The organism is Geobacillus sp. PK12 (assembly GCF_004123125.1).
Lineage (GTDB): Bacteria > Bacillota > Bacilli > Bacillales > Anoxybacillaceae > Geobacillus > Geobacillus zalihae.
In genome coordinates this window covers 1-13,525 of record NZ_SDKL01000005.1, presented here as the reverse complement: position 1 = coordinate 13,525, position 13,525 = coordinate 1, and the positions used below count along the sequence as shown (strand labels likewise).

The window sequence follows — 13,525 nt, the reverse complement described above, 5'->3', positions numbered from 1 at the left end:
CTCAAAAGCGTCCTTTGGGGCGCTTTTTTTCTTATGGGCGCGCTCTCCCTTTCCCCGAACCGCGGGCGGCTATCTGGCGGCAAAAAAGAAGGCACATCGAACGGAGCAGGCGCATACAATGAACTATACGGAATAATAATTCATTTGCTGTGCACATTAGCGGAGATGGCGCATAGGATGAAATGAAGATTCATTTGAGGAGGGTTCCGTTCGATGTCTGAATACAGAGAAATTATTACGAAAGCTGTTGTCGGCAAAGGCCGCAAGTTTACACAATCGACCCATACGGTGACGGCGCCGAACCGCCCGTCAAGCATTCTTGGCTGCTGGATCATCAACCACCGTTATGAAGCGAAAAAATGCGATAAAACGGTCGAAATTCACGGCCATTATGACATCAACGTCTGGTATTCGTACAACCACAATACAAAAACCGAAGTCGTCACCGAAACGGTGTCGTATACGGACGTCGTCAAATTAAAATATCGCGACAAAGATCATTTAATCAGCGATGACACCGATGTCATCGTCCGCGTCATCCAGCAGCCGAACTGCCTCGAATGCACGATTTCGCCAAACGGCAATAAAATCGTCGTCGATGTTGAGCGGGAGTTTGTCGCCGAAGTGATCGGCGAAACGAAGGTGTGCGTTGCCATCAATCCGGAAGGCTGCGGCAAGGACGACGATTTTTGCGACGAGGATGACCTTGATGAAGAATTAGAAGATTTAAGCCCAGATTTGCTGCTTGGCGAAGAAGAATAAAACTAGGAAATTTCTTTCCTAGTTTTTTCTTTTGCCGCTTGTTATAATAGTAGCGCAATCAACGAGCCTTCGGGCCGAAAAGGTTGGGGAGAAGCGATGCCATCGTACACACCGATGATCCAGCAATATTTGCACATTAAAGCGCAATATCCGGACGCGTTTTTATTTTTCCGGCTTGGCGATTTTTACGAACTGTTTTTTGACGACGCCATCAAGGCGGCGCAAGAGCTGGAAATTACGCTCACAAGCCGCGATGGCGGCGGCGATGAACGGGTGCCGATGTGCGGGGTGCCGTACCATTCGGCGCAAGGATATATTGAACAGTTAATCGAAAAGGGATATAAAGTCGCCATTTGCGAACAAGTCGAAGACCCGAAAACGGCCAAAGGCGTCGTTCGCCGCGAAGTGGTGCAGCTCATCACCCCAGGGACGCTCATGGAAGGCAAAGGGCTCACCGAGAAGGAAAACCACTACTTGGCGGCGCTCACGCCGTTTGCTGATGGTACATACGGATTGGCTTACGCCGATTTGTCGACCGGCGAGATTCGGCTCACGCTTCTTTCTTCGTGGGAGGAAGCAGCAAACGAATTGCACGCCGTTGGAGCGCGGGAGATCATCGTTGCCACAGACAGCGGCGAAGAGTGGGTGCGCGAGCTGAAAGAGCGGTACGGGGCGGCGGTCTCTTATGAGGACGACACATCTCTATGCGACGAATGGAACGGCGTCATCGGCCATGTGGCGCAAGAAAAGTTGCGGCAGGCCGCAGCCCGCTTGCTTCATTACCTCGTCCGCACGCAAAAGCGGCGGCTCGATCATTTGCAGCCGGCTGAGTTGTATCAAGTTGACCACTATATGAAAATGGACCGACATTCCAAGCTGCATTTGGAATTGGTCGAAACGGTGCGGTCAAAAGGAAGGAAAGGCTCGTTGTTATGGCTTTTGGATGAAACGGTGACAGCGATGGGCGGGCGGCTCTTAAAACAATGGCTGGACCGGCCGCTCATTGATCGGCGCGAAATCGAACGGCGCCTCGATTTTGTGGAAACGTTGAAAACGAGCTATTTTGAACGGCAGGAGCTGCGCGACAGGCTGCGCGGTGTTTACGACATTGAGCGCCTTGTCGGCCGTGTCTCCTACGGCAACGCCAATGCCCGCGATCTCGTGCAGCTGAAAAAGTCGCTTCTTCAAGTGCCGGCGCTCCGCCAGACGGTCGGCGCGCTGCCGCTCGCTGAAGCGGACAAGCTGTGCGAGCGCCTTGACCCGTGCGAAGAGCTCGTCGATTTGCTCGAGCGCTCGATTCAAGAACAGCCGCCGCTTTCCGTCAAAGAAGGGAACCTCATCAAAGACGGGTATGACAAGCAGCTCGACCGCTACCGCGATGCGAGCCGCAACGGCAAAGCGTGGATCGCTGAACTTGAGGCGAAGGAGCGGGAAGCGACCGGCATCAAATCGCTCAAAGTCGGCTACAACCGAGTGTTTGGCTACTATATTGAAGTGACAAAGCCCAATCTCCCCCTTGTTCCGGAAGGACGTTACGAACGGAAGCAGACGCTCGCCAACGCCGAGCGCTTTATCACCCCGGAGTTGAAGGAAAAAGAGGCGCTCATTTTGGAGGCGGAAGAAAAAAGCATCGAACTCGAATATGAACTGTTTGTCGCCATTCGCGAGCAGGTGAAGCAATACATCCCGCGCCTGCAGACGTTGGCGAAAGCCATTGCCGAGCTTGATGTGCTTCAATCATTCGCAACGATCAGCGACGAGTATCGCTACGTGCGTCCGCAGTTTTCCACGGAGCGCGTCTTGGTGATTCAAGGCGGCCGCCACCCGGTTGTCGAAAAAGTGCTCGGCGCGCAAATGTACGTGCCGAATGACTGCTACATGAACCGCGAGCGGGAAATGCTGCTCATCACTGGACCGAACATGGCTGGAAAAAGCACGTACATGCGGCAAGTGGCGCTCACCGCCGTCATGGCGCAAATCGGCTGTTTCGTTCCCGCCGAGCGGGCGGTGCTGCCCATTTTTGACCAAGTGTTCACCCGCATCGGCGCTGCTGACGACCTGTCGGCAGGACAAAGCACGTTTATGGTCGAAATGTTGGAGGCGCGCCACGCCATCGCTCATGCGACGCAAAACAGCCTCATTTTGTTTGATGAAATCGGGCGCGGCACATCGACGTACGACGGCATGGCGCTCGCCCAGGCGATCATTGAGTATATTCATGACCATATCGGTGCGAAAACGCTGTTTAGTACGCACTATCACGAATTGACAGCCTTGGAACAGTCGCTTGGGCGGCTGTGCAACGTCCATGCCCGCGCCGTTGAGGAGAATGGCAAAGTCGTCTTTTTGCATCAAATCGCCGACGGGCCGGCTGATAAAAGCTACGGCATTCACGTCGCCGAGCTGGCCGGGCTGCCGGCTTCGCTCATTGAACGCGCGCGGGCCATTTTAGCGGAACTGGAGAAAGAGGCGGGAAAACAGGAAGCCGCCGCAGGCAGGATGGACGATGGCGCTTTGGCGGAAGCGGGTTTGGCTGTTCAGGGGAACGAAGCGTTAGACGTCGGCAGTAAGGTTGAGCGCGAGAAGGCCTCCCGTCCGTCAGCCGGCGCGGCGCGGGAGGGTGTTTTGACGGAAGCGGCGTTTGAGCAGCTGAGCATGTTTCCTGACCTTGCCCCGGCGCCTGTGGAGCCGCCTCTTTCAAGCAAAGAGAAAAAGGCGCTCGCGGCGCTGAAAGAGATCAATTTGCTCGAGATGACGCCGCTTGAGGCGTTAAACAAACTGTACGAGCTGCAAAAGCTTGTCAAGTAACGTGGAGGTGGGGGCATGGGACGCATCCGCAAGCTCGATGATCAGCTGGCAAACAAAATTGCCGCCGGCGAAGTCGTTGAGCGGCCCGCTTCCGTGGTGAAAGAGCTGGTCGAAAACGCCATCGACGCCCACAGCACGGCGATTGACATCGACCTTGAAGAAGCGGGGCTGGCGAAAATCCGCATCATCGACAACGGCGACGGCATGGAAGAAGACGATTGCCTTCTTGCGTTTGAGCGGCATGCGACAAGCAAAATCCGCGACGAACATGACTTGTTTCGCATTCGCACGCTCGGATTTCGCGGCGAGGCGCTGCCAAGCATCGCGTCCGTGTCGGAAGTCGAGCTGACGACCGGCACAGGCCGCGGACCGGGGACGAAGCTCGTGTTAAAAGGAGGCGCGCTCGTCTCCCGCGAGCGGGCGGCCGGACGCAAAGGAACGGAGATTACGGTGTCCAACTTATTTTTCAACACCCCGGCGCGGCTCAAGTATATGAAAACGATCCACACCGAGCTCGGCCATGCGGCCGACGTCGTCAACCGGCTAGCGCTCGCCCATCCGGACGTGTCATTCCGGCTTCGCCATCACGGCAAGACGCTGCTGGCGACAAACGGCAGCGGCGACGTTCGGCACGTGCTCGCCGCTATTTACGGCGCCGAGACGGCGAGACAAATGATCCCCATCGAAGCGGAATCGCTCGATTTTACCGTTCGCGGCTACATTTCGCCGCCGGACGTGACGCGCGCCTCGCGCAACTACATCTCGCTTGTTGTCAATGGCCGCTATGTGCGCAGCGTGCCGCTCATGAAAGCGATTGAAGCCGGCTACCATACGCTCTTGCCGATTGGCCGCTATCCGATTGTGTTTTTATCCATTGAAATGGATCCGGTGCTTGTCGACGTCAACGTCCATCCGGCAAAGCTCGAAGTCCGCTTTAGCAAGGAAGCAGAGCTGAATGAGCTCGTCACAGACGCCATCCGCCAGGCATTTCGCGAGCGGACGCTCATTCCGTCCGTATCGGCCGACAGCAAGATGGCAAAACCAAAGGCGGAGCAGGCGGCTTGGACGTTCACTCATCGCGTCCGCGAGCCGTCTGTCTTATCGAGCGACATCGGCGGCGGGGAAGATGCGACCGCCCCTTTTGCGCCGCTAACCGGTGACGCACCGGCTGAGCGGCCATCCGCGGCTGTGCAGACGGATGAATGGGGAATACCGGACGAACATGGGCCCGCTTTCGAGCGAAAGCAGGAGGAAGAGGTGGGAGAAGAGCGGCGCGCCCTCCGCTTGCCGACAGATGGGCAAGCGGAGGATAAAGCGGCGGCCGATCGCCTGCCGCCGCTTTATCCGATCGGACAATTGCATGGGACGTACATTTTGGCGGAGAACGAACATGGGCTGTATATGATCGATCAGCATGCGGCTCAAGAGCGGATCAACTATGAATATTTCCGGGAAAAACTTGGCGAAGCCACGAAGGAAGTGCAGGAGCTGCTCGTTCCGTTGATGTTTGAATATCCAGCCGACGAGTACGAGCGGATCGCCGCCTGCCGCAATGAGTTGGCGCGCTGCGGCGTGTTTCTTGAGCCGTTTGGGCCGCGGGCGTTTCTCGTTCGCTCCCATCCGACGTGGTTTCCGAAAGGGAGAGAAAAGGAAATCATCGAGGAAATGATCGAACAAGTGTTGGCGGTCAAAACGGTCGACATCAAGCAATTGCGCGAACAAGCGGCGATCTTAATGAGCTGCAAGCGCGCCATTAAAGCAAACCAACATTTGCGCCAGGATGAACTGTTCGCTTTGCTTGAGGCGCTGCGGCAGACGACGGACCCATTTACTTGTCCGCACGGCCGGCCGATCATCGTTCATTTTTCGACATATGAAATTGAAAAACTATTTAAACGGGTGATGTAGCCTGCGCCCCCTTTGCGCGACAAAGGGGGCGCTTTTTGTAATCGTTTTGTAATCTACTTTTATTCTTTCTGTTACAGACGGATTGCTTTGATTTTACTATAATGGCACATGTGCAGGAATACTGTGGTGAATTTTGTAGAGTGATAGCGAATTTTGTATAAACATGGATACATAAAGATGGATACATCGACGTCATAGGGGGATGCAGCATGAAAAAAACGGTTGTATTAACAAGCACGTTGATCGGCTCGTTGTTGGCCGGCCACGCGGCATCGGCGGCGAGCTATACGGTGCAAAAAGGCGATACGCTTTGGGAGATTGCGAGGCAGTATGACACAACCGTCAGCGCATTGAAGCAGCAAAACAACTTGACGTCCGATCTTATTTTTCCAGGACAGGTGCTGCAAGTCAATGAGCAAGGCGAAAGTGAACAAGCAGTTGCAAATACATACACCGTTCAGCCCGGTGATACGTTGAGCGGAATTGCCCGCAAGTTTGGAACAACGGTTGACACGTTGCTCAAGTTGAACCCAAGCATTGCGGATCCCGATTTCATCCGCGTCGGGCAGAAGTTGCAAGTAGCAGGGGGACAGGAACGTTCCAATACATACAATGTGCAGCCGGCAGCCGTGCCGACAAGCGGCCGGTATATCGTGCAGGCGGGGGATACGCTGCTTGGGATTGCGAACAAGTTTCAAACGACGGTCGACCGTCTATTGGCACTGAATCCACAAATTACAAACCCGAACATTATTCGCATTGGCCAAGCCATTAAAGTGGCGGGCGGAACGGCTGATGTCCGGGAGGCCAAGCAGCAGGTGTCGGCCGCCAACTCGGCTGCCGCTGAGTCCTCCGCATCGCTTGCCGACCGAATCATCGATATTGCGGAAAAATATTTAGGGGCGCGCTATTTGTATGGAGCAAGCCCGTCGCGCACCGATGTGTTTGACTGCTCATCGTTTACGATGCGCGTTTTTGGCGAAGCCGGCATTTCGCTGCCGCGCACATCCATCGCTCAGGCGCAAGCGGGAAGAACGGTGTCGTTTGGCCAGTTGCAAAAAGGCGATCTCGTCTTTTTTGATACCGATTCGAACGGCACAATCAACCACGTCGGCATTTATGCTGGCAACGGGCAAATGATCAACGCCACCGTTTCGCTCGGTGTCACGTATTCGTCGCTCACGTCCTCATATTGGAAAACGCGGTTTGTAAAAGCGGTCCGGGTGCTTAACTAACGGGATGCGTATGGACGTCGGCTTAAACATAACCGAATGCGGCGGAAGGCTGCTCGCATAAAGCACATTTGTGGCTTTGGCGGGCAGCCTTTTTTTATGCATCCCGTGCAAAGATGTTGCTTCAGCTGCTGATCGTCACAACCAAGGGAATCATAAGGCCTGTCAATCATTTCGTACATCCTATAATAAGAAAAGGTGTCCCGTTGCTTGAGGGACACCTTTGGTCATTATTGGATGGGTTTTTTCGCTTTTCGCGTCACTTCCTCCTGAAATGAACGGATAAGGGACAGAACGATCAAAATCATGATGATCGCAAACGGGAATGCAGCGATGATCGAAGCGGTTTGCAACGCTTGCAGACCGCCAGTCCACAGCAAGATCGTCGCAGCTGCCGATTGAATGATGCCCCAGACGAACTTGACCGAATTTGGCGGGTTTAAACTGCCGTTAGTGGTTTGCATGCCGAGCACAAACGTTGCTGAGTCTGCCGATGTGACGAAAAATGTGCAAATGAGCAAAATGGCAATTCCCGAGAGCAATGGAGCGAATGGGAAATGTTCGAATGTAAAAAACAGAGCTGTTTCTACTCCTTTTTCATTCATTACCTCGCCAATGCCGGCATGTTGGAACTGCTCCAAATAAAGAGCTGAGCCGCCAAACACGGAAAACCAAAGGGCGCTGAAAATCGTTGGAACCACCAAGACACCGATCATAAATTCACGGATCGTGCGCCCACGGGAAATGCGAGCAATAAACGTCCCCACAAACGGCGCCCATGCGATCCACCACGCCCAATAAAAAATGGTCCACACTTTCGGCCAATCATTTTGCTCGAACGGGTTGAGCCGGAAACTCATCGAGGGAAGATTTTGTAAGTACGTCCCGATCGTCGACGTGAACACATCCATAATAAAATTCGTTGGACCGGCAAACAGCATGAACAACATAAGCAACAATGCGAGCGCAATATTGATGTTGCTCAGCCATTTTATGCCTTTGTTTAGGCCGGTTTGCGCCGAGAGCATAAACAGAGCCGTGACAACCACAATGATGAGCAGTTGTGTTGAAATAGAGTTTGAAATATTTGGGAACAACTGATGCAATCCCCCACTGATTTGAATGGCTCCCAGCCCTAGCGAGGTGGCGACGCCAAAAATGGTTGCGTATACGGCTAGCGTATCAATGGCTACACCGAGACCGCCTTCTGTCCGCGCTCCTAGCAACGGGCGCAGCGTGCGGCTAATGATGCCGGCTTCCTGCTTGCGAAACTGGAAGTAAGCGAGCGCCAAGGCAAGGATGCCGTAGATCGCCCATGGATGCAGCCCCCAATGGAAAAACGAGTAGTGCATCGCCAAACGGGCCGCTTCCGCCGTTGCCCCTTCCCCTGTTGGCGGCGTGTAATAGTGGGACACCGGTTCAGCCACTCCCCAAAACACTAACCCGATTCCCATTCCGGCGCTAAACAGCATAGCAAACCATGTCATATAGCTGTATTCCGGTTCTTCTCCGTCACGGCCGAGACGGATATTCCCATAGCGGGAAAAAATGAGAAACAAACAAAACGCTAAAAACAACGAAGCGCTAAGCAAATAAAACCAGCCGAATTTATCGATCAGAAACGAGTGCACCGCGTTGCTGACCGCCTTTAAATTGTAGCGTGGCAGCAAAGACTCCGGAACGACTCCCCAAATAATAAACACAATGGCGATCACAATGGAAATAGAAAAGACGCTTGTTGTTTTTTTCATCTCATTCCTCCTTATTTGTACAATAATCTCATGAGGATCGTGTTAGCGGTTTTGGGGCTTTGCACTTTTAGGGTAACAAAATTCGACAATGAATACAAACGATCCAAATTTTTGACGCATATCATTTTGTGCCATGATTTTTTATCGTGTAAAATAAAATACTTGTAGTTTACCAAAAAAGGAGGTTATTTGTATGAGCAGCCGCCTGTCGGTCATGGTCAGCATCGTGCTGGCGATGCTCGTCGCGTCCATGGATACGACCATCATGAACACGACAATGCCGATCATCGCCGAAGAGCTTGGGGAATTTTCCCTGTATGCGTGGACGTTTGCATCGTACATGATTGCGACGACTGTCCTGTCGCCGATTGCCGGTCGTCTGTCGGACTTATTCGGCCGCAAAAAAGTATTCAGCTTTGGCATTATTTTATTTTTAATCGGTTCGCTTCTTTGCGGGTTGTCGCAAAACATGGTGCAGCTCGTTTTGTTCCGCGCCTTGCAAGGGGTGGGGGCCGGATTTATGATGCCGTTTCCGGCGATTATCGCCGGCGATTTGTTCCCCGTGGAAAAGCGCGGAAAAATCCAAGCGTTTTTTACGGCCATGTGGGGACTTTCTGCCGTGTTGGCGCCGCTTTTAGGTTCGCTGTTTGTCGAGTATGCGACATGGCGCTGGGTTTTTTATGTCAACATTCCGATTTGCTTGCTCTCGCTTTTGACGCTGCTTCCGTATAAAGAAGTGTATGAACCGAAGCGGGCGGCGGTTGATTATATGGGCGCGGCGCTGTTTGCGGCGGCGATCAGCTTGCTTTTGCTCGTCACGGTCGTTGAACAGGGGCGATGGTGGTACGGTGCGGCCGGAGCGTTGTTGCTTGTCGTCTTTTATTATTTCGAAAAACGGCAGCCATCTCCGCTTGTGCCGCTGTCGCTTGTTCATCATCGGACGCTCAAATGGATGAACATTAATGGCTTTGTCAGCTGTGTCGCCTTGTTTGGGACGTCAAGCTACATCCCGCTCTTTTTGCAAAATGTCGCCCACTTGTCCGTGTTTGCCAGCGGCGTCGCCTTGCTCGGCTCCTCGGTCGGCTGGATGATCGCCGCCGTGCCGGCGGGGAAGTGGATTTTGCGCTATGGCTATCGTCCGCTTCTCATCATCGGCAACGTGCTACTTGTCGCTTCCGGCCTTTTCCTCGCCTTGCTGAATGAAAGCCATGGGTTTTGGTACGTCTTTTTCATCATGTTTTTGCAAGGGCTGTCGTTCGGCTTGACGTCAACCGTGGGCGTTATCGGCTCGCAGCAGCTTGCTGATGCCCATGAAAAGGGGATTGCAACTGCCTTTTTTATGTTTTGCCGCAATATCGGCACGGCGATCGGCGTCACGGTGATGGGAGCGTTTTTGGCGCAGGCGTCGGCCTTTATGACCGGCATTCGCCACCTGTTTTTATTTGGTTTAATTGGCAGCATCATCGCGCTCATTACCTCATTTTTTATCCGCGATGAAGCGGAAGCCGGCCGAAACACGTGGCAGCCGGAAGGAACGGCGTAAGGCGGGGAAGCGGCATGGGTGCGGCCTGTTTGCTCTTTGCGAGTTGACGGTGAAAGAGGAGGCTCATTGAGAAAATCCAGTTGATTTTCTCAATGAAGCAGGCCTTTTCATCAAAGATGGCGAAAGAGCCAAAAAAACCCTAAACATTGTCTGTGATCATCCGATAATGTAGATGGAACAACATACTGATTCACAGACGGAGGATTTGCCAATGAACATGAAAATGACCGTGCGCAAAAAACTGCTGGCTGGGTTTGGCCTTGTCTACGTATTGATTGTATGGCTAGTCGGCTTTTCTTATTACGAAATTTCCAAACTGAACGGTACATATACCGATGTCATTGACAAACGGGTGCCGAAGCTCGTCAACGTCAAGGAGCTGGAGGTGCTCATCCGCCGCCAAGTCGGCAGCATGCGCGGCTATTTGTTGACTGGCGATGAGACGTCAAGGAAAAACTTTGAAAAAGCGCATGAGGAGTACAAGAAAATAAGCGAAAAACTTGCGGCGGAGTTGACGCAAGCCCAAACAAAACAATGGCTGGCTCAGCTTGATTTATTGGAGCAGCAGTTTTACGAACTGGGGCAAAAAACGTTTGATTTAAAAGATCAAAACAAAACGGCGGAATACAATGCACTCATTGTGACGACGGGTCGAGACATTACAAATCAGTTCGATGACGTCGTTTCCCGGCTTATTTCCAGCCAGCAGTCGGAGATGAACAAAGCAAGCAAAAAAGCGGATGATGAAGCTTCAGATGTGCAGAAGTTCATTATCGTTGTGGGCATATTGACCGTGGCGGTCGGCGCGATTGCCAACTATTGGATCAGCCGCTCGCTTTCCCGCCCGCTATTGGTGCTGTCGGATGCGGCTGGTCGGATCGCTGCCGGCGATTTGACCAAGACGAAAACCGGCGTCCGCAACCGGGACGAAATCGGCGAGCTGGCCGCTTCGTTTGAACAAATGGCCCAAAATTTGCGCGAAGTGCTAAAGGAAGTGGCGCAAAACGCCGAGCAAGTCGCCGCTTCGTCGGAGGAGCTGGCAGCGAGCGCCGAACAGACGAGCAAGGCGACCGAGCAAATCGCCATGACGATTCAGGGCGTTGCTTCCGGCATGGACAAGCAAATGCAAAGCGTGGAAGAAACGTCCGCCGCCGTCGATTCGATGTCTGAGAGAATCGAGCAAATTTCCGGACGGGCGCAAAGCGTGTCCGCCATCGCTAGTGAGGCGTCGAGACAAGCGGCTGAGGGCGGGCAAACGATCGAGGCGGGCGTCGCGCAAATGAACAAAGTGAACGATACGGTCGAGCGGCTGGCTGACCTCATTAAAGGGCTTGGCCACCGTTCCGAGCAAATCGGCTCCATCATCGAAGCGATCCGCAATATTGCGGCGCAGACGAATTTGCTTGCGTTAAATGCCGCGATTGAGGCGGCGCGCGCCGGGGAGCACGGGCGCGGCTTTGCCGTCGTCGCCGATGAGGTGCGCAAACTCGCCGAGCAGTCGGCGGAATCGGCGCAGCAAATCGCCGAGCTGATCGCCGCTATTCAAGACGAAACGGCTCGTGCCGTCCAATCGATGGAGTCGGTCGTCCATGAGGTGGCGAGCGGAACGGGGGTCATTCGCGCTTCCGGGGAAACATTTGCCCGCATTCGCGCTGCCGTCGATGAAGTCGCTGTGCAAATTCGCGACGTATCGTCGGCGGTCAGCGAGATGGCCGCTTCTTCCGAGCAAATCGCCCGCTCTGTCCGGCTTGTCGCTGATGTGGCCGAATCGACGTCCGCCGGCGCCCAGGAAGTATCGGCGGCGACCGAAGAACAGTTGGCGTCGATGGAGGAAATTTCGGCTTCGGCCGCGTCGCTCTCGAAAATGGCGGACGATTTGCAGGCGATTGTCAACAAGTTTTCATTATGATGAGCGCCTTTTATGGCGTTCATTTTTTTCCATATGGTTATGGCGAAAGGGAAGAAAGGCGATTTTTCGCGTTGCCATGTATAAAACGATTTGTGGATGGCGAAAACGTATGAAAGAAATGGTTCCATGCACAGCTGTTTTTATGTATAATGATGGTTGACACAAGTCCCACAACAGAAAGCAGTGACGCGCTATGGCTGAAAAAGTCGCCGTCATCGTCGGGCCGACGGCGGTCGGCAAAACGAAGCTCGGCATCGCGTTGGCGAAAAAGCTGGGCGGAGAGGTCATCAGCGGCGATTCGATGCAAATTTATAAAGGGATGGACATTGGCACGGCGAAAGTGAAGCCCGATGAGATGGAAGGAATCCCGCATCATTTGCTGGACATCAAAGAGCCGTGCGAACCGTTTTCCGTCGTCGAATTTCAGCGGCTTTGCCGTGCGCTCATCACCGAGATTTCGGCGCGCGGCCGGCTGCCGATCATCGTCGGCGGCACCGGGCTGTACATTCAGGCAGCCCTTTACGATTACCAATTTTCCGCCGCCCCTTCCGACGAAGCGTACCGCCGGGCGCTCAAACAGCTGGCGGCCGAGCAAGGAGCCGAAGCGCTTCACCGGCGGCTTGAGGCGGTTGATCCAATAAGTGCGGCCCGCATTCATCCGCACAACATCCGCCGCGTCATCCGCGCCTTGGAGGTGTATCACTCGACCGGAAAACCGTTCAGCGAATGGCAGCGAGGCCAACAAAAACAGCTGTTGTATGAAGCGGCCATCATTGGGCTGACGGCGGAGCGGAGCGTGCTTTACCGGCGGATCAACGAGCGGGTCGATCAAATGATTGCCGAAGGGTTGGTGGACGAGGCGAGAGCGCTTTACGACCGCGGCTTTCGCGATTGCCAGGCGGTGCAGGCGATTGGCTACAAAGAGCTGTACGATTATTTTGACGGCCGCGTTTCCCTTGATGAAGCGATCGAGCAGCTGAAACAAAATTCGCGCCGCTATGCGAAACGGCAGCTCACTTGGTTTCGCAACCAAATGCCGGTCGAATGGTTTGACATGACGGACGCCAAGATGTTCGCCGCTAGAGTGGAGGAAATTTTTCGCTACATAGCAGGAAAGCTTCGACTCGAAGCGAATATATAACCATATCTTTAGAGAGAAAAGAGGAGGACGTTCCATGAAAACGACGATCAACATTCAAGACCAGTTTTTAAACCAGCTGCGCAAAGAGGGCATTCAAGTGACCGTCTTCTTATTGAACGGCTTCCAGCTGCGCGGGTATATTAAAGGATTTGACAATTTTACCGTGCTTTTGGAAGTGCAAGGAAAACAACAGCTCATCTACAAACACGCCATTTCAACGTTTGCGCCGGAGCGGAACATCCAGTTTGAAACCGAGCACCAGTAATGCCGACGGTACATACACCGCCGAGAGAAGACGCCTTTCCTAATGGGGGGCGTCTTTTTCGATGCCCGTCGGTCTGCACTTTGTTCCCGTTCCGCTGTTCCGTTGATCTGAGCGGCTTTTTCAATTTGAATGCGTAAACGGCTGTTTTTTTGAATAAAAATATCACGAGTGTTGATTATCCAAAATTAGACATACGCCTTCCATAA

At 53.5% G+C, this 13,525-nt stretch carries 9 protein-coding genes; 8 read left to right on the top strand and 1 reads right to left on the bottom strand.

The features are described from left to right. Positions 1-213 precede the first annotated feature (213 nt). From ETR37_RS03230 to ETR37_RS03215, 4 genes are all read left to right on the top strand, one after another. On the top strand, positions 214-762 hold the full coding sequence (locus tag ETR37_RS03230; protein ID WP_015374452.1) for an outer spore coat protein CotE: 549 nt from the start codon (positions 214-216) through the stop codon (positions 760-762). A 96-nt stretch (positions 763-858) separates the two neighbouring features. Further along, positions 859-3,570: a DNA mismatch repair protein MutS gene (gene mutS / locus ETR37_RS03225; RefSeq protein WP_129446908.1), complete on the top strand. Its 2,712-nt coding sequence runs from the start codon at positions 859-861 to the stop codon at positions 3,568-3,570. 15 nt (positions 3,571-3,585) lie between these two features. Continuing rightward, a complete protein-coding gene (gene mutL / locus ETR37_RS03220) occupies positions 3,586-5,478 on the top strand; it encodes a DNA mismatch repair endonuclease MutL (RefSeq protein WP_129446907.1) in 1,893 nt (630 codons plus the stop codon). Between the two features lie 209 nt (positions 5,479-5,687). Continuing rightward, positions 5,688-6,713, top strand: a complete 1,026-nt coding sequence (locus ETR37_RS03215) for a C40 family peptidase (protein WP_129446906.1) — start codon at positions 5,688-5,690, stop codon at positions 6,711-6,713. 227 nt (positions 6,714-6,940) lie between these two features. On the opposite strand, the gene ETR37_RS03210 is transcribed toward ETR37_RS03215, so the two are convergent. Beyond that, entirely contained in the window at positions 6,941-8,461 is a 1,521-nt protein-coding gene (locus tag ETR37_RS03210) for a glycine betaine uptake BCCT transporter (protein ID WP_129446905.1), read from the bottom strand. A 193-nt stretch (positions 8,462-8,654) separates the two neighbouring features. On the opposite strand from ETR37_RS03210, the gene ETR37_RS03205 reads away from it, so the two are divergent. From ETR37_RS03205 to hfq, 4 genes are all read left to right on the top strand, one after another. Next, positions 8,655-10,004, top strand: coding sequence for an MDR family MFS transporter (locus tag ETR37_RS03205; protein ID WP_129446904.1), 1,350 nt, complete (start codon positions 8,655-8,657; stop codon positions 10,002-10,004). Positions 10,005-10,215: 211 nt separating this feature from the next. After that, positions 10,216-11,913 carry a methyl-accepting chemotaxis protein gene (locus ETR37_RS03200; protein WP_033006253.1) on the top strand — a complete coding sequence of 566 codons (1,698 nt, stop codon included), beginning with the start codon at positions 10,216-10,218 and terminating at the stop codon, positions 11,911-11,913. A gap of 193 nt (positions 11,914-12,106) precedes the next feature. Then, on the top strand, positions 12,107-13,054 hold the full coding sequence (gene miaA / locus ETR37_RS03195) for a tRNA (adenosine(37)-N6)-dimethylallyltransferase MiaA (RefSeq protein ID WP_129446903.1): 948 nt from the start codon (positions 12,107-12,109) through the stop codon (positions 13,052-13,054). A 34-nt stretch (positions 13,055-13,088) separates the two neighbouring features. Then, entirely contained in the window at positions 13,089-13,319 is a 231-nt protein-coding gene (gene hfq / locus ETR37_RS03190) for an RNA chaperone Hfq (protein WP_060788119.1), read from the top strand. Positions 13,320-13,525 lie beyond the last annotated feature (206 nt).